Source organism: Aliihoeflea sp. 40Bstr573 (assembly GCF_024105655.1).
GTDB lineage: Bacteria > Pseudomonadota > Alphaproteobacteria > Rhizobiales > Rhizobiaceae > Aliihoeflea.
Map to the genome: position 1 here is coordinate 1 of NZ_JAAAMH010000006.1, position 16,174 is coordinate 16,174.

A 16,174-nucleotide genomic window follows, 5' to 3' on the forward strand; every position below is an offset into this window, starting at 1 on the left:
ACAATCAACATCCAAAACACAAATGCCTCCGATGAAACCGGAGGCACTTTGATGACCCCACGTTAAGGGGTCCCGTTTGGACGAAAATCACCCCTTAAACAGGGTCCTCATTCCACGAAAAATCACAGCTATGGTACCCGTCGCCCGCTGGGTGCGAGGCTATGTCCACCAACGGGGCCCAGCTGGTGACCTACGAGGCCGACGAGCGGTACACCGTTGAGGCTGCTTGGGAGGTCGCCTTTGACCGTCGCCATGCCGAGCGGGTCGCGGTCCAGCCGTTAACAGTCCTGCACGGGAACTGATCCCAATATGGAGCGGCTCCGCAAGTGGAGCTAATCCATTGTAATTGCAACATATTCCGCTTGCATCGGGTCGACAAATCGGAACATGGATAGGTCGACCCGCATCGGGTCAAGGCAACCGGGGGGCTGTCTCCCGCTACACGGACTGACGAAATGCTGCTGATCAAGACGAACCGCTTCGAGCTGGAAACCTTCGGCACCTACCTGAAGTGGCTCCACATGGACTTTCGAGGGAACCGCTACACGATCTATCGCGATCTTGACGGCAAGCTGGCACGGGAGGTGACGCCGACCCCCGAGCCGAAGAGCGCTCAATGGGCTGAGGACGCCTCGGAGTTGGACGTGGTGGACGGGGTCGACGGAGTTACGCCGCAAGCGGCAGTCGCTGCCTGATTGGTGCGGGGTCTTTTGTTCTCAACATGAGCAGATTGTGCCCGCCGGCCGCTGCGACCTCGAGCGCGCGCTTGGCGCTTTCCTGGCCCTTGATGTCGGCGAGATCGGGCTGGTTGCAAGGCTGCGGATCGATCATCGCCTCGGGCCGGCCGAGCACCTGCGTGCCGCGGAAATGGTTTGCCATGGCGATCAGGCTGCGCGGCGCCAGGATGTCGATCTCGGCCCCCGCCCATGCTGCCTCCGAACCGCAGGCGGAGGGGCAGATGAGTCCGCGCCCTTGCGCATGGGCCCCGATTGCCGCCGGAAGCACGCCGGCGACGGCCGCGATCGTGCCATCGAGCGCAAGCTCGCCCAGCACGACATAGCCCTCCAGCGCGTCGGACGGGATCGCCCCCAGCGCCGCTATCAGTCCCAGCGCGATCGGCAGGTCGTAATGGCTGCCTTCCTTCGGCAGGTCCGCCGGTGCCAGATTGATCGTGACCTTCTTTGCCGGCATCGAAAGGCCCGACGCGTGGAGCGCGGCCTGGACCCGCTCGCGGCTTTCGGCGACAGCCTTGTCACCAAGTCCTACGATGTTCATGCCGATCTTGCCGGGCGCGACCATCACCTGGACGTCGACCGGCACCGTTTCGATGCCTTGAAACGCGATCGTTCGAACCCGTGAAACCATGTCTTTTCTCTCCTTGCGGAAAGACAAGCATGGTTTCCAGATCAAATCAAGAACAAGACACGAACAAAATGGAGCATAAGTTGCAGCCGGGTTGTCCCTGGTTGTGGAGGCGGAACATTAGTTCCGCCTGGCTTCCACCGCATGCCAGAACAGCGCTGCGATGTCAGCCCCGCCGAACTTCTTGACCTCGCGCACGCCGGTCGGCGACGTGACGTTGATCTCGGTCATGTAGTCGCCGATCACGTCGATGCCGACGAGGATGAAGCCGCGCTCCTTCAACGAGGGCCCGATCCGGGCGCAGATGTCGCGTTCACGCGAAGTCAGTTCGGTCTTCTCGGCCCGGCCGCCCACATGCATGTTGGAGCGGGAATCGTGCTCGGCCGGCACGCGGTTGATCGCGCCCACCGGCTCGCCGTCGATGAGGATGATGCGCTTGTCGCCCTTGCGCACATCCTTGAGGTAGCGCTGAACGATATAGGGCTCGCGGAACATCTGGCCGAACATTTCCAGAAGCGAGGCGAGATTCCGATCGGCCTCGTGCAGGTGGAAGATGCCCGCGCCGCCATTGCCGTAGAGCGGCTTGATGATGATGTCGCCGGCCTCGCGACGGAAATCGGCGACTTCCTGCGGGTCCTTGGTGATCAGCGTTTCGGGCATCAGGTCCGCGAACTCGGTGACGAAGATCTTCTCCGGCGAGTTTCGCACCCAGGCGGGGTCGTTGACGACCAGCGTCTTCGGATGGATGCGCTCGAGAAGATGCGTCGTCGTGATGTAGTTCATGTCAAACGGCGGATCTTGGCGCAAAAGCACCACGTCCATTTCGGCAAGGTTCACGCGCTGCAACTCGCCGAGCGTGAAATGCGCGCCCTTGACGTCGTCCACGCGCATCGTCTCGACACGTGCGGTCACATCGCCATTGCGCATGGAAAGACGCTCGGGCGTGTAATGGAAGAGTTCGTGCCCCCGCCGCTGCGCTTCCAGTGCCAGCGCGAATGTGGTGTCGCCCGCGATAGAAACGGTCGAGACGTGGTCCATCTGGAATGCGATCTTCAGGCTCATGAAAGGCTCCGGTCGGGGACGCTTGGTGCGGGCTGGCCCTTGATCTAGTCGCTTCGCGCCGCCTTGCCAATCGGTCGTTCGAGCATCCCGCCTGGTATCGCCAGACGGCCATACTTTCCGGAAGCCTTTCCATGGCAGTTTCCGCGCGCAGCGTTGCCGCGATCATGACCCATCGCTTCAGAACACACCGCCAAGGCGATCCTGGCGATGTGCGCCGGCCTTGGCATGGACGCGGAGTCGGAGGGAATCGAGGCGCGGGCGCAGGCCAGACGCCTGGCTGACCATGGCTGCCGCATGGGGCAGGGCTCTCTCTACGGCCGCGCCAAACCCGCGCTCGCGACAGCCGATCTGATCCGCTCGCGCGGCGGCCTCAGGCGGGCCGCGCTCAAGCGCTTCCGACGCGACTCAGCCGACATCTTCAAGGCAAATCTTGGTGTGCCCGGCATTGATGAAGCCGAGCTTGTTTGCAGCGCCGCGCGACAGGTCGAGCACGCGTCCTTTTGTGAACGGCCCACGATCGTTGACGCGCACGACGACTTCCTTGCCGTTGCGCTGGTTGATCACCTTGATCTTGGTGCCGAAGGGCAGGCTGCGATGCGCCGCCGTCATTCCATCCGGGTTCATCCGCTCGCCCGAGGCCGTCTTGGAGGTCAGCGCATACCAGGAAGCGCTGCCGCACTGGGCGGTGGCGATGCCGGCCGACAGGCCGAGAGCAATCGTGCCTGCCAGCGCGATGCCGCAGAAGCGGAGGAGACGAGCCGTCATGTACTTGGTCCATACCCGTTGAAGATATTATGGCGGGTAGGAGGCGAATGGGGCACGGGTGCGGTCGCACAACCCTTGCGCGAACACATTTGGAGTCCTGGCGAAACATTGGCCCCGGCCTGCTGCCGCGCTGCATGTTCCGGTTGCGGTGTCAGCCCGTCAGCGCAGGCGTCTCACCGGAGCCGATGTCCCAATAAAGCCCCGCCATCATCTCCAGGCCCTCGCGCAGCAAACGCGGCGGCAGGTGTTCGTCCGGAGCATGCTGCGAGCATCCGGCATAGGAATGCGGCACCCAGATCGTGCGAAGGCCGAGGATGTCGGCAAAGGCGTCATTGGGCAGCGATCCCCCGAGATTTGGCAGGATCGCAGGGCGTTGTCCGGTCGTCCGCCCGATCGAGCGGGCCGCAAATCGGACCCAGGGATCGGCAGGGTCGAGCCGCGTTGCGCGGAACATCTCCTCGTCCGCCGCCGACACCTCGACATGGCCGAAGCCGGCCTTATCGAGATGCCGTTTGACTGCCGGCACGACCCCTTCAGCATCGATGCCGACGACGAAGCGCAATTGCAGCCGCGCGAAGGCACGGCCGGGAATAGCATTCACCGGTGCACGCGGGTCGCCCGCCTCGAAGGCAAGGACTTCGAGCGTGCACCAGCCGAACACCTTCTCGGCAGCGGAAAGGCCCGGCTCGCCCCATTCGGGATCGATCTGCGGTCCGTCCTCAACGTCGACGACCGGACAGTCGGCTAGCGCTTCGCGCACGCTGGCGGGCACCTCGGCCGGTTTCAGTTCCGGTACGAGAATGCGCCCCTTCGCCCCGATCAGAGCTGCGATGGCATGGGCGAGCTGGACGGCGGGGTTGGACAGAAGCCCGCCCCAGTTGCCCGAATGATGCGCGCCTGACCGTGCGTTGATCCTGAGGTCGAAGGAGATGCCGCCGCGCGAGCCGAGGAAAATCGTCGGTCGATCCACCGAGAGGCGCGGCCCGTCCGACGCGATCAGCAGATCGGCCCTGACCACCTGCTTTTCCGCCGTGCAAAGCTCGCGCAAGCCTGGCGAGCCGATTTCCTCGCCCATCTCGATCAGGTATTTCGCGTTGAAGCCGAGCTTGCCGCGCGCTTCCAGAACGGCGCGCAGAGCGGCGATGTTGACCGTGTGCTGGCCCTTGTTGTCTGCAATTCCGCGCCCGTACCAGCGGCCGTCGCGTTCGGTCAGCGTCCAGGGCGAAAGCCCGTCCTGCCAGCGCTCCGCCTGTCCGCGCGTGACGTCGCCATGGCCGTAGCCGAGCACGGTTGGCAGCGCCTCGTCCTCGATCCGCTCGGCGATCAGGAACGGCCCCTGCGCGCGCTCATGCCGGGCGATCCGGCAGGAAAAGCCGAGCGCTTCGAGCTCGGGCCGAATTTCCTCGGCGACATAGCGGTCGAGTTCGCTGCGCGATGCCGGCTCCTGGCTTTCCGTTCGGATGGCGACGCGCCGTGCGAGCACGTCGCGAAAATCCCCGGAGTCGAAATGCGACCGCGCGCGGGAAATGGCGTCTTCGCGGCTCATGCCTACCCTCGTCCGACGAACGGCATGTTCGTGGCCATCACATTGAGAAACAGGATGTTTGCCTCCGGCGGCAGGCTGGCCATGTGGACCACCGCGTCCGCGACGTGCCGCACATCCATGCGCGGCTCCGTCATCCGGCGTCCATCGGCCTGCAGCACGCCTGCGGTCATGCGCTGCGTCATGTCGGTTGCGGCATTTCCGACGTCGAACTGCCCGCATGCGATGCCGAACTCGCGCCCGTCGAGCGCCGTCGCCTTGGTCAGGCCGGTGATGGCGTGCTTGGTCGCCGTATATGGCGCCGAGTGCGGCCGCGGCGTCGTCGCGGACAGCGATCCGTTATTGAGGATGCGTCCGCCGCGCGGGTTCTGACGTTTCATGATGCGAAATGCGGCCTGCGTGCACAGGAACGCCCCGGTGAGGTTCGCGCCCAGGACCGCATTCCATTGGGCAAAGCTCAATTCCTCGATCGGCACGGCCGGCGTGTTGGTGCCGGCATTGTTGACGAGCAGGTCGAGTCGGCCAAAGCGAGCCTCGACGGTATCGAAGAGACGCGCCACGGCGGCGGGGTCGCCGATATCCGTTGGCATAGCGAGCGCTTGCTCCGGATCGTCGCTCATCTCGCGCGCTGCAGCTTCCAGCACGTCCGCCCGGCGGCCGGCAAGTGCGACGCGAAACCCCGCCGCGACCAGTCCTGCGGCGATCGCCTTGCCGATGCCCGTTCCCGCTCCGGTGACGATGGCGGTCTTGTCCGTCGCGCTCATGATCCCTCCCGATCTTCGTTGCTGGCGATTTGGTCGTGCATCGTGCAATCTGTCAACTTTCCTGATAACTATGCCGAAAGCGAAGTGGAGGCGCATGTGGTGGCAATGCAGGAAAACCGGTTCAAGGCGGCGCTGAAGGCCGGCCGGCCGCAGATCGGGCTCTGGTGCAGCCTGACCAGCAACGTGGCGATCGAGCCCTTGGCGGAGGCCGGCTTCGATTGGCTCTTGATCGACACCGAACACGCGCCGAACGAACTTCCCGCCGTCCACGCGCAGTTGCAGGCGGTCGCGCACGCGCCGTCGAGCCCGGTCGTGCGCCCGGCCTGGAACGATCCCGTCGCCATCAAGCGCTTCCTCGATATCGGCGCGCAGACCCTGCTCGTTCCCTTCGTGCAGGATGCAGCGGAGGCAAAAGCCGCCGTCGCCGCCATGCGCTATCCTCCGCACGGCATACGCGGTGTCTCCGTCAGCAATCGCGCCAACGGCTTTGGCCGCGTTGGGGATTATTTCGTCCGTGCCAATGACGAGATTTGCCTACTCGTTCAGATCGAGACGCGCGCCGCGGTCGACAACATCGAGGAGATTGCCGCGGTGGACGGCGTCGACGGCATCTTCATCGGCCCGTCTGATCTTGCCGCCGATCTCGGCCATCTTGGCAATTCCGGCCACGAGACTGTAAAGGAGACGATCTCCGGCGCGATCCGTCGCATCCGCGCGGCGGGCAAGGTGGCCGGCATCCTCGCGCCTGTCGAGGCCGACGCGAAGCGCTGGCTGGACGAAGGCTGTCTCTTCGTTGCCGTCGGCAGCGACCTCGGTCTTCTTGCCCGCGGCAGCGACGCGCTGCGCGCCCGCTTCGCCTGATCCGCAATCCATTCGAATCCGGAGACATTTGATGATCGATCTCTACACCTGGACGACGCCGAACGGACGCAAGGTTTCGATCGCGCTCGAGGAAATGGCGCTGCCCTACGAGGTCCACTCTGTCGATATCGGCAAGGACGAACAGTTCGCGCCCGACTTCCTGAAAATCTCCCCCAACAACAAGATCCCCGCGATCGTCGACCGGGAAACAGGGCAGTCGGTGTTCGAATCCGGCGCGATCCTGATCTATCTCGCTGAAAAGACCGGTCGCTTCCTGCCGACAGAGCCGAAGGCCCGGATGAAGGTATTGGAATGGCTGATGTGGCAGATGGGCGGCCTTGGGCCGATGCTCGGCCAGGCCCATCAGTATCTCAAGTTCAATCGCGGCAAGGCGCCCTTCGCCGAGGAGCGTTTCGCCAAGGAGGTGCGGCGCCTTTACGGCGTGCTCGACGGGCAGCTTGGTCGCGAGGCGCATGTCGCCGGTCCTGATTATTCGATCGCCGACATGGCGATCTGGCCGTGGGTATCACGCTACGAATGGCAGGACGTCGACCTCAACGACTTCGCCAATGTGAAGCGCTGGTATATCGAACTTGCCCGCCGCGAGGCGGTGCAAAAAGGCTATCACGTGCCGAAGTTCACGCAGGACATTCCGATGCCGGGATAAGGACGTGCCCACTTGACGATGGCGAGCGCATAGACAAATGCCAGATAAGGATCTGTTGTCCCCAAGGCCGTTGCGATCCATGAAGATTGAAATCACTCCCGCCCGCCGCGAGAAGCTTGCCGACAATCTTTACGGCCAGCTTCTCGAACAGATCATGCTCGGTCGCCTGAAGGAGGGCGACCGCCTGCCGTCGGAATCGGAGATCTGCCGTGCGTTCAAGGTTTCGCGCCCGGTCGTGCGCGAGGCGCTGATGCGGCTTCAGGCCGACGGGCTCGTCTATGCGCGGCGCGGCTCCGGCTCGTTTGTCAAGCATCGCCCGCCGGCCCGGCTCACCGATTTCGCCGCCGTTTCCGACGTGGCACGGCTGTTACGCGGATTTGAGGCGCGCATGGCGCTCGAACCGCAGATCGCGGCGCTGGCCGCCGAGCGCGCGACCGAAGCGCATCTGGAATCGATCGCCGCCGCGCTTGCCGCGCTTGAGGCCAGCGACAACGACAGCGACGCGGATTTCGCCTTCCACCGCGCCGTTGCCGAAGCGACGGGCAACGAGATTTTCCCTGCGCTTCTGGAATCGATGCGCGAGTTGATGCTCGGTGGCATTGACGTCGCTGTCAGCCTGAGCCGCGCCGGGTCACAGGCACGGCGCGAGCGGGTCCTGGCCGAACATCGCCAGATCTACGACGCCATCTCCTTGCGAGATCGGGCCGGGGCAGGCGTCCTGATGCACTACCATCTCATCCAGGCGCGCAGCCGAACGACCGACTATCAGCGCCATCCCTGAGGCGAAATGAGCCCGGTACGCGCCCGCTCAGGCGCGCCCTCCTTCGACCGGCCGCTCCGCTGCGTGCGCCTCCACCTCCAGCATGTCGGTCGGCTCGACCGGCGCATGATCCGGTGCCTCGACCGGGCCGGCGCTCGCATTTTGCGTGCGCGGCGGCAGTTCGGGCGCCGGCCATTTGATGTTGACCAACGTACCCACGCCCGCAAGGGCCAGCCCGATCGCATCCGTCACGAACCCGGTCTTGATGAGCGACAGGGCGGCTGCAAAGAACAGGAGGCGGGTGATCCAACTCGCCGGCTTGATGAAGTATCCGGTGAGGGCGCCGGCAAGAAGGGTCACGCCGATCGTGGCCGAGATCGCGGCGAGCACGATGTCCTGCCATTCGCCGATCATCAGCAACGCCGGCCCGAAGACGAACATGAACGGGATGATGTAGCCGGTGAGGCCCAACTTCACCGCCTCCCAGCTCGTCTCCCAGATGCCGCCGCGACTTAATCCCGCTGCCGCATAGACCGCGATGGCGACAGGCGGCGTGATCGCCGACAGGATGGCGAAGTAGAAGACGAACATGTGCGCCGCCTCGACCGGCACACCAAGACGCACCAGGGCGGGCACCAGAAGCGCGACCTGGACGATGTAGGCCGGCGTCGTCGGCATGCCCATGCCCAGGATGATACCCGCCACCATGGTCAGGAGCAGGGCCGGCAGCAGCATGTTCTGCGCCGCGGCGCGGACGATGCCGGTGAAGGTCAGTCCGAGCCCGGTCTGCGCGATGACGCCGATGACGATGCCTGCCGCCGCGCAGGCGAGCGCCACGATGACGGCGTTGATGGCGCCGGCCTCGAGCCCGTCGATCAGCTTGGCGATCGAGAACTCGGCGCGCGTCGTCTTGCGCATCAGGACGACCGGCACGACGGAGAGAATGCCCACCAGGGCCGAGAACTGCGCCGAGCGTCCCATCATGAGCGCGCCGATGATGAGCACCAGCGGCAGGAAAAGGTGGCCGCGTTCGCTCAGCACTTCCCACACGCGCGGAAGATCGGCCCTGGGCAGGCCCTTGAGCCCCTGCTTTTTCGCCTCGAAATGGACGGCGAGGAAAACGGCGAGGTAGTAGAGGAAGGCCGGCAAAAGGGCGTAGGAGGCGATCGTCAGATAGCTGACGCCCATGAATTCGGCCATCACGAAGGCGGCGGCTCCCATGATCGGCGGCATGATCTGCCCGCCGGTCGATGCCACCGCCTCGACGGCGCCCGAAAACGCCTTCGGATAGCCGATCCGCTTCATCAGCGGAATGGTGAAGGTGCCGGTGGTCATCACATTGGCCACCGCCGACCCCGAGACCGAGCCGAACAGGCCGGACGTCACCACCGCCACTTTTGCCGGGCCGCCCGCCGTGTGGCCGGTCAGCGCCAGCGCGAAATCGGTGAACAGCTTGCCGATGCCCATCCGCTCGGCGAGCGCGCCGAAGATGACGAACAGAACGACATAGGTCGCCGACACCTGCGCGGGGATTCCGAACAGCGCGTCGGTCGTCATGTATTGGTATTCGAGCAGCCGCAGAAAGCGCGTGTTGGTGAAGAAGATCTGGTAGCCGAGGAAAAGGAGCGCCGTCACTGCCAGGATGGGACCCATCGCGCGCCGCGCCGCTTCCAGAACGACGAGGATCATCAGGATCGCCATCGCCTGGTCGCTGGTCGAGACCGGGCCGACATAGGCCATGCGGGTGTTGAAATACTGCTGGTAGAAGATCGGATAGGCGCAGGCGACGACCGCGCCGGCCACGAACAGCCAGTCGAAAGGTCCGGGTGCCTTTGCCCCCCGCCGGCTGAACAGCGGAAGCGTCAGATAGGCAAGGACGAGCGCGAAGCCGAAATGGGTCGCGCGCAAGGTGAACGCGTTGGGCGGCCCTGCCCAGGCGATGTAGAGATGAAAAAGGCTCATCGTCACGGCTACGAACGTCACGAGCTTCTTCATCAGAACTTCGTAGCGGGACATGCCACCCTCCTCGGTGTCATCTGCCTTGCGGCCAAGGCTAAACGCAAGCGGGCGGGCATGGCTCGGCCATGCCCGCCCGAAACTGCCCTACTGCGCGACGCCGTTCACTTCGTAGAAGGCCGTTGCGCCCTCATGCATGGGCACGCCGATGTCCTGCGCCATCTGTTCGAGCGACAGGTCACTCATCACAGCGGCGATCGCGGCTAGGTCCTCGCGGTTTTCCCACATCTGCGTGAGCAATCCCTCGACGATCTCGGCCTCGAGGTCGCAGCGCGCGACGATGTGGGTCGCGTAGCCGACCGCCGTCACGTCTTCGTCCTGTCCCGGATACGTGCCGCCGGGTATGGTCAGGCCGGTGTAGCCGGGGTTGATCTCGGTCCGCATCTTTTCGATGAAGGCGTCATCGAGCGGCACGACGGTCAGGTCCGCGCTGTTTGCCAGATCCATCACCGCCGAGGACGGAATGGTGGTTCCCAGCGCCAGGATGTCGGAGTTGTTGTCCTGCACCAGCGCGACGCCATCGGAGTAGGAAACGAAGTCGACGGCGGACAGGTCGTCATAGGACAAACCGGCCGTCTCGAGCACGGCCCGCACGACCTGCTCTGCCGTGTTGCCGACGGGTTGCGTGTTGAGCCGTTTACCGGCGAAATCCTCGACGGTCTCGATGCCGCTCGCCTTCGAAGCGACCATCTGGAAATATTGCGGGTAGAGCGTCGCGACGTTGCACACATTGTCGGCTTCCGCCTCGAACGGCTCGCGACCCTCGATCGCGTCGACGGTCGAGATCGAATTGCCGAAGCCGATGTCTGCGTCGCCGTTCTGGACGCCCTGCACATTGGCGATGCCGCCACCGGGCAGGACCTGAATTTGCGCGATGCCGGCATCGCTCGCCATGGCTTGCATGGCTCCGCCGAGCGGATACCAGGCGCCGCCCTGCGGCCCTGTCATCAACCGCAATTGCTGGGCCTGCGCCGGTACGGCAATCGCCGCAACGGCGATCACGGTCAGTGCTGTGAGCATTTGAGTTTTCATCGTCGGTCTTCCTCCCTGTTGGACCTGTCGAATTCTCGATTGATGCGCCCGGAATCTTCAGCCGGGCACCGCCTCCTCCTCGAAGACAAACGGCACGCCGGCGCGCTCGCAGACGTCGCGGAGCTGTCGCCCGAGCTTGGCGGGCAGCGGAATGCCCTGCGCCTTGCGCTCGTCCTCGCGGCGATATTCGGGGTCGCCCGCCACCATCACCGGCACGGACTCGTCAAAGCACGGCGTTGCGCGCAAGGCGTCCATCATTTGCGCCATGTCGTCTTCGAAGGCCTTGCGCGAGCCACGCAAGAGCGCTGGGTCGATCGCCATGACGAAATGGCCGACATCGTGCCGCCCGGCGGGCGTGCCGCGCAGCGGCGTCATCGCCGCGCCCGACAGCGTACTGGAAAGAATCTCGACCATCGTCGCCAGCCCGTAGCCCTTGTGGCCTCCGAGCGGCACAAGCAGCGTGTCGAGAAGCGCCGCTGCTGGGTCGAGCTGCGGCCGGCCCTGCCGGTCGAGCGCCCATCCGGCTGGAATGGATTTTTCGGCGCGTTCCGCGAGCTTCAACTTGCCGATTGCCGCCGTGGACGTCGCCATGTCGAGCAGGAACGGGCGCTGTCCGGCACAGGGCGCCGCAAAGGCGATCGGATTGGTGCCGAGCCGTGGCTCAACTCCGCCGGTCGGCACGATCGCGGAGCGCCAGACCGACGAGGTCGACCACCCGATGAGCCCCCGTTCTGCCAGGCGTCGCGCATAGATGCCCGCCGCGCCGTAGTGGTTGGAATTGCGGATCGCGACGGCCGCGATACCGAACGTCTCCGCCCGTTCGCCGGCCATCTGCGTAGCCAGCATCGACGGCGTCTGGCCGAACCCGCCATCGGCGTCGATCAGCGCGACGGCCGCGTGGTCGTGAACGATGCGAATCTCCGGTTGCGGATTGGCGCCGCCTTCTTGAATCTGTCGCTCATAAAGGGACAGCATCGCCAGGCCGTGCGATTCGATCCCCATCAGGTCGGCCTCGGTGAGCACATCGGCCGTCGTGGCGGCGTGATCGGGGGGCAGCCCCCAGGCCGACAGGATGTCCGCCGCCTGGCCGCGCCAGATCGCCGGGGGGATTCTGAGCCCCGTTTGCGTCACGCTGTTCCTCCCAGATGCGTCCCCCGGGTCGGTGCCGGCGGGGTTGTCGCTCGGATCGGGAGCGCACCATGAAGGCCGCCCAGTTGTCAATACACTTTACAGCCCTGCACAATGCCGCAATCATGCGGCGCGGTTGGGAGAGGCCGCGATATTCATTCCGGGAGGCGGGTATTGATGAACAAGAAGAAGCCGGCTGAGCTGCGCAGCGCGCGCTGGTTCGCTCCGGACGACCTGCGCAGTTTCGGCCATCGTTCGCGCATGATGCAGATGGGCTATGCGAACGAAGAGATGGCCGGCCGGCCGGTCATCGGCATCATCAACACCTGGTCGGACCTGAACCCCTGCCATGCCCACTTCCGCCAGCGCGCAGACGACGTCAAGCGCGGCGTGCTGCAGGCCGGCGGCTTCCCGGTCGAGCTTCCGGCGCTGTCCCTGTCGGAGAGCAACGTCAAGCCGACGACGATGCTTTACCGCAACCTGCTCGCCATGGATGTCGAGGAACTGATCCGTTCGCACCCGCTCGATGGGGTCGTGCTGATGGGAGGTTGCGACAAGACCACGCCCGCGCTGCTTCTGGGCGCGACGAGTGCGAACATCCCCGCAATCTTCGTGCCTGCCGGCCCGATGCTGCGCGGCAACTGGAAGGGCCGCGTCCTCGGCTCGGGCTCCGACGCCTGGAAATACTGGGACGAGCGCCGTGCCGGCAACATCACCGATGCCGACTGGCAGGGGCTGGAAGGCGGTATCGCACGCTCCTACGGCACCTGCATGACCATGGGTACCGCATCGACCATGACCGGCATCGTCGAGGCGATCGGCATGACGCTGCCCGGCGCGTCCTCCATCCCCGCTGCCGATTCCAACCATATCCGCATGGCGTCCGCTTCCGGCCGCCGCGCCGTCGAGATGGTCTGGGAAGATTTGAAGCCCTCCGGCATCCAGACGCGGGAGGCCTTCCAGAACGGCATTGCGGTCGCCATGGCAATGGGCTGTTCCACCAACGCCATCATCCATCTGATCGCGATGGCGCGCCGTGCCGGCGCCGATATCGGCCTCGACGATTTCGACCGCGCCAGCCGAACGGTTCCGGTCATCGCCAATATCCGTCCGAGCGGCGAAACATATCTGATGGAGGACTTCTTCTATGCCGGCGGCATGCCGGCGATGATGGCCACGCTCGGCGATCACCTCGACGCCGATTGCATCACCGTCACCGGCCGCACGCTCGGCGAGAATATCTCCGGAGCGGAGGTTCACGACGCGGATGTCATCCGCCCGCTCGCCAATCCGATTTACAGCGAAGGCGCGCTCGCCGTGCTGAAGGGCAATCTCGCGCCGGAAGGCTGCGTCATCAAGCCCAGCGCCTGCGAGCCGCGCTTCCAGCGCCACACCGGTCCCGCGCTCGTCTTCGACGACTACCCCTCGATGAAGGCGGTGATCGATCGCGACGATCTCGACGTCACCGCCGACCATGTCCTGATCTTGCGGAATGCGGGACCGCTCGGCGGTCCCGGCATGCCCGAATGGGGCATGTTGCCGATCCCGAAAAAGCTGGTGCGACAAGGCGTGCGCGACATGGTGCGCATTTCCGACGCGCGGATGAGCGGCACGAGCTATGGCGCCTGCATCCTGCACGTCTCCCCTGAATCCTTCGTCGGCGGCCCCCTCTCGCTGGTCAGAACCGGCGACCTGATCAGCCTCGACATTCCTGCCCGTTCGATCCGGCTGGAAGTCAGCGACGCGGAACTGTCGGCGCGCAAGGCCGCATGGACCGCGCCCGAGCCGCGTTATGAGCGAGGCTATGGCTGGATGTTCTCCCGCCACATCCGCCAGGCCCACGAAGGCTGCGATTTCGACTTCCTTGAAACCGAATTCGGCCGTCCGGTGGACGAGCCCGCGATCTACTGAGGAGCAGTGCATGGCCCTGTCGGCTGAAACCCGCGACAAACTCAGGACCGTCTCGACGGCGACGCTGTGCACCGCGCTCTACAAGCGGGGCCTGCGCAACCAGTTCATACAGGACGTGCGCCCGCTCGATCCCTCCAAGCCGACAATGGTCGGCGAGGCCTTCACCTTGCGCTACATGCCCGCGCGCGAGGATCTGAACCGGCTTGAGGTCTTTCGCGATCGCGCCCATCCCCAGCGCAAGGCGATCGAAGACTGCCCGCCCGGCGCCGTGATGGTCATCGACAGCCGCAAGGACCCGCGCGCCGCGTCCGCCGGTGGCATCTTGGTCACGCGCCTCATGGTGCGGGGCGTGGCCGGCATCGTCACCGATGGCGGGTTTCGCGATTCGCCCGAGATCGCCGGCCTGGACATCCCCGCCTATCACAACCGTCCCTCCGCTCCGACGAACCTGACGCTGCACCAGGCGATCGACATCGACGTGCCGATCGGCTGCGGCGACACCCCGGTCTTTCCCGGCGACATTGTCGTCGGCGACGGCGACGGAGTGGTCGTGATTCCCGCTCATCTCGCCGACGAACTTGCGGCCGAGGCGGTCGAGATGACCGCCTTCGAGGATTTCGTCACGGAAGAGGTGAAAAAGGGCCGCTCGATCCTCGGCCTCTATCCGGCGACCGACGAAAATACGCTGACCGACTTCGCGGCCTGGCGGAAAGTCAACGGCCGCTAGGCTCCCACGCGCGCGGCTGGTCATCGCGCGCCAGCACGTAGAACCCGTCCGCCGCCACGCGTGCCCAGTCGCCTTCCGTGCCGTCCGGCCAGATGACGCGGATTTCGGTCTCATCCAGATCGCCAAGGCCAAAGTGCCACCAGCCGGACTGGCCGCTGACATGGCCGCCGCCGGACGGCGCTTCCCGGCGCATCGTGACGTCGCCGCGCTTGACCTCGATCCACGCGCCGACTGCGTCGCGGTTCGGCCCGTCCTGAGCAAGCTTCACCTGCACCCAGCCTCCGGCATCCTTGCTCGCATTTCGCCAGACCTGCGCCTTGTCGTGCCTGTTGACGACGACGAGATCGAGCAGCCCGTCGAGATTGAAATCGGCGATCGCCGCGCCGCGCCCGGTCAGCAAGCTTGCGACGCCCGCAATATCGCCTGTCTCGACGAATGTGCCGTCGGGCTTCTGGATCAGGAGGTTGTTCGGGTCCTTCCGTGCGAAGTCCGGCATCTCCCATACATTGCCCTTGGCAACGAAAAGGTCGACCAGCCCGTCATTGTTGACGTCCTCGAACTGCGCGTGCCAAGCCGTGCTCGGCTGGATTTCACCACCGACATAGGGCCGGTGTGCCGTCACGCCCTTGGCAAAGGCAATGTCGTCATATCGCGGCAGCAAATCGCCCGCTTCCGGCGCGACGAGCCGTTGCAGCTTGTTGTCGGCCATGCTGGTCAGGAAATAGTCCGGATAGCCGTCAAAGCCGAGATCGTACGAGGCGATCCCCATGCCCCAGATACGCAGCCGCTGCCAGCCTTCCTCGGCCGTGTAGAGCGCCGGCGCCTCGCCCGGCCGAACATGCCAGAGTTGTTCCTGCCCGCCCTTGTAATATTCGCGGTCGTTCGAGACCCGCAGGCTTGGCGTACCCGAGCGGTTCCAGTCGGTGAACAGCATGGAAAGTGCGCAATGGCTGGGCGTCAGCGGCACAGGCTGCGCGAAGCGGCGCTCTTGTCCTGCCGGACGGTGCAGCCAGTTTGCGGTGCACGACCCCCAGGGAAACATCTGCTCGTTGCGGTCGACATAGTTCCCGATGGCGAGCGTTGGAAAGGCCGCGCCCTTTTCCCAGGTCGCGGCGAAGGCGGTCGACCAGGCATCGCCGCCATCGAAGCCCCAATCGTCATTTGCCCGCTCGAAGCGGCATTCGCCAAGCCCGCGCAGGACGATGTTTTCGCCGACGCGCAGCAGGACGATATCGGTAATGCCGTCGCCGTCGATGTCGAGGGGATAGGCGCCGACGATCTTGTCGAACTCCGCTCCGCTTTCCACCGCCTCGAAACGCAGTTCGCCGCCCACCGCGCCGACATTCCGATAGAATTTTGCCGGCGCCGAGCCTCCGGCCAGCAGCATGTCGGCAAGGCCGTCGCCGCTGCAGTCAAGGACGGCGACACCGCCGCCGACCATGTATTCCCACTCGCCTTCGAACACGCTGTCGACGCCGGAAATGTCAGTCTCTTCGACAAATGTCGGGATCGCCTGCGCATATGCGCCCGGAGCGATCAGCGTCACGGCTGCCACGGCAATGATTGCGCGACGCAT

Annotated in this window: 14 protein-coding genes and 1 pseudogene; 6 read left to right on the forward strand and 9 right to left on the reverse strand. The window is 64.9% G+C overall.

All coding sequences use genetic code 11. The annotated features are described in order from the left end of the window. The first annotated feature begins 455 nt into the window (after positions 1-455). Positions 456-695: a hypothetical protein gene (locus tag GTK01_RS09395; protein WP_252925625.1), complete on the forward strand. Its 240-nt coding sequence runs from the start codon at positions 456-458 to the stop codon at positions 693-695. On the opposite strand, the pseudogene GTK01_RS09400 reads toward GTK01_RS09395, so the two are convergent. The 5 genes and pseudogenes from GTK01_RS09400 to GTK01_RS09425 form a co-directional block, all read right to left on the reverse strand. Further along, positions 679-1,365: pseudogene (locus tag GTK01_RS09400) on the reverse strand (magnesium chelatase domain-containing protein); the annotation flags it as partial. The gene GTK01_RS09395 and the pseudogene GTK01_RS09400 overlap by 17 nt on opposite strands. 117 nt (positions 1,366-1,482) lie before the next feature. Next, positions 1,483-2,424 carry a glutathione synthase gene (gshB, locus tag GTK01_RS09405; protein WP_252925627.1) on the reverse strand — a complete coding sequence of 314 codons (942 nt, stop codon included), beginning with the start codon at positions 2,422-2,424 and terminating at the stop codon, positions 1,483-1,485. Between the two features lie 405 nt (positions 2,425-2,829). Beyond that, a complete protein-coding gene (locus tag GTK01_RS09415; protein ID WP_252925628.1) occupies positions 2,830-3,189 on the reverse strand; it encodes a septal ring lytic transglycosylase RlpA family protein in 360 nt (119 codons plus the stop codon). 151 nt (positions 3,190-3,340) lie between these two features. Further along, the gene (locus GTK01_RS09420; RefSeq protein WP_252925629.1) at positions 3,341-4,735 is read right to left on the reverse strand and encodes a M20 family metallopeptidase; all 1,395 of its coding nucleotides are present in this window, start codon (positions 4,733-4,735) and stop codon (positions 3,341-3,343) included. A gap of 2 nt (positions 4,736-4,737) precedes the next feature. Beyond that, positions 4,738-5,496: an SDR family oxidoreductase gene (locus GTK01_RS09425; protein ID WP_252925630.1), complete on the reverse strand. Its 759-nt coding sequence runs from the start codon at positions 5,494-5,496 to the stop codon at positions 4,738-4,740. 105 nt (positions 5,497-5,601) lie between these two features. Here GTK01_RS09425 and GTK01_RS09430 point away from each other — a divergent pair, with 105 nt between their 5' ends. The 3 genes from GTK01_RS09430 (at position 5,602) to GTK01_RS09440 (ending at position 7,805) form a co-directional block, all read left to right on the forward strand. Then, entirely contained in the window at positions 5,602-6,357 is a 756-nt protein-coding gene (locus GTK01_RS09430; RefSeq protein WP_252925812.1) for an HpcH/HpaI aldolase/citrate lyase family protein, read from the forward strand. A gap of 31 nt (positions 6,358-6,388) precedes the next feature. After that, on the forward strand, positions 6,389-7,024 hold the full coding sequence (locus GTK01_RS09435; RefSeq protein ID WP_252925631.1) for a glutathione S-transferase family protein: 636 nt from the start codon (positions 6,389-6,391) through the stop codon (positions 7,022-7,024). Between the two features lie 79 nt (positions 7,025-7,103). Next, a complete protein-coding gene (locus GTK01_RS09440) occupies positions 7,104-7,805 on the forward strand; it encodes a FadR/GntR family transcriptional regulator (RefSeq protein WP_252925632.1) in 702 nt (233 codons plus the stop codon). Between the two features lie 27 nt (positions 7,806-7,832). On the opposite strand, the gene GTK01_RS09445 is transcribed toward GTK01_RS09440, so the two are convergent. The 3 genes from GTK01_RS09445 to GTK01_RS09455 all read right to left on the reverse strand — a co-directional run bounded on the left by GTK01_RS09445 (position 7,833) and on the right by GTK01_RS09455 (position 11,963). Then, a complete protein-coding gene (locus GTK01_RS09445) occupies positions 7,833-9,800 on the reverse strand; it encodes a TRAP transporter permease (RefSeq protein ID WP_252925633.1) in 1,968 nt (655 codons plus the stop codon). Positions 9,801-9,887: 87 nt separating this feature from the next. Then, the gene (locus GTK01_RS09450) at positions 9,888-10,832 is read right to left on the reverse strand and encodes a TAXI family TRAP transporter solute-binding subunit (protein WP_252925634.1); all 945 of its coding nucleotides are present in this window, start codon (positions 10,830-10,832) and stop codon (positions 9,888-9,890) included. A gap of 57 nt (positions 10,833-10,889) precedes the next feature. Beyond that, positions 10,890-11,963: an Ldh family oxidoreductase gene (locus GTK01_RS09455; protein ID WP_252925635.1), complete on the reverse strand. Its 1,074-nt coding sequence runs from the start codon at positions 11,961-11,963 to the stop codon at positions 10,890-10,892. Positions 11,964-12,137: 174 nt separating this feature from the next. On the opposite strand from GTK01_RS09455, the gene araD reads away from it, so the two are divergent. Both araD and GTK01_RS09465 read left to right on the forward strand, forming a co-directional pair. Further along, entirely contained in the window at positions 12,138-13,871 is a 1,734-nt protein-coding gene (gene araD, locus GTK01_RS09460; RefSeq protein ID WP_252925636.1) for an L-arabinonate dehydratase, read from the forward strand. A 10-nt stretch (positions 13,872-13,881) separates the two neighbouring features. After that, positions 13,882-14,598: a ribonuclease activity regulator RraA gene (locus GTK01_RS09465; RefSeq protein ID WP_252925637.1), complete on the forward strand. Its 717-nt coding sequence runs from the start codon at positions 13,882-13,884 to the stop codon at positions 14,596-14,598. Here the strand turns inward: GTK01_RS09465 and GTK01_RS09470 are convergent. Then, the gene (locus tag GTK01_RS09470; RefSeq protein ID WP_252925638.1) at positions 14,585-16,174 is read right to left on the reverse strand and encodes a CRTAC1 family protein; all 1,590 of its coding nucleotides are present in this window, start codon (positions 16,172-16,174) and stop codon (positions 14,585-14,587) included. The genes GTK01_RS09465 and GTK01_RS09470 overlap by 14 nt on opposite strands.

Excerpts from the sequence above, each read along its gene's own strand:
- GTK01_RS09420 (WP_252925629.1), bottom strand. The coding sequence starts at position 4,735 with ATGAGCCGCGAAGACGCCATTTCCCGCGCGCGGTCGCATTTCGACTCC.
- GTK01_RS09470 (WP_252925638.1), bottom strand. The coding sequence starts at position 16,174 with ATGCGTCGCGCAATCATTGCCGTGGCAGCCGTGACGCTGATCGCTCCG.
- GTK01_RS09445 (WP_252925633.1), bottom strand. The coding sequence starts at position 9,800 with ATGTCCCGCTACGAAGTTCTGATGAAGAAGCTCGTGACGTTCGTAGCC.
- gshB (WP_252925627.1), bottom strand. The coding sequence starts at position 2,424 with ATGAGCCTGAAGATCGCATTCCAGATGGACCACGTCTCGACCGTTTCT.
- araD (WP_252925636.1), top strand. The coding sequence starts at position 12,138 with ATGAACAAGAAGAAGCCGGCTGAGCTGCGCAGCGCGCGCTGGTTCGCT.
- GTK01_RS09395 (WP_252925625.1), top strand. The coding sequence starts at position 456 with ATGCTGCTGATCAAGACGAACCGCTTCGAGCTGGAAACCTTCGGCACC.
- GTK01_RS09425 (WP_252925630.1), bottom strand. The coding sequence starts at position 5,496 with ATGAGCGCGACGGACAAGACCGCCATCGTCACCGGAGCGGGAACGGGC.
- GTK01_RS09465 (WP_252925637.1), top strand. The coding sequence starts at position 13,882 with ATGGCCCTGTCGGCTGAAACCCGCGACAAACTCAGGACCGTCTCGACG.
- GTK01_RS09430 (WP_252925812.1), top strand. The coding sequence starts at position 5,602 with ATGCAGGAAAACCGGTTCAAGGCGGCGCTGAAGGCCGGCCGGCCGCAG.
- GTK01_RS09435 (WP_252925631.1), top strand. The coding sequence starts at position 6,389 with ATGATCGATCTCTACACCTGGACGACGCCGAACGGACGCAAGGTTTCG.
- GTK01_RS09415 (WP_252925628.1), bottom strand. The coding sequence starts at position 3,189 with ATGACGGCTCGTCTCCTCCGCTTCTGCGGCATCGCGCTGGCAGGCACG.
- GTK01_RS09450 (WP_252925634.1), bottom strand. The coding sequence starts at position 10,832 with ATGAAAACTCAAATGCTCACAGCACTGACCGTGATCGCCGTTGCGGCG.
- GTK01_RS09440 (WP_252925632.1), top strand. The coding sequence starts at position 7,104 with ATGAAGATTGAAATCACTCCCGCCCGCCGCGAGAAGCTTGCCGACAAT.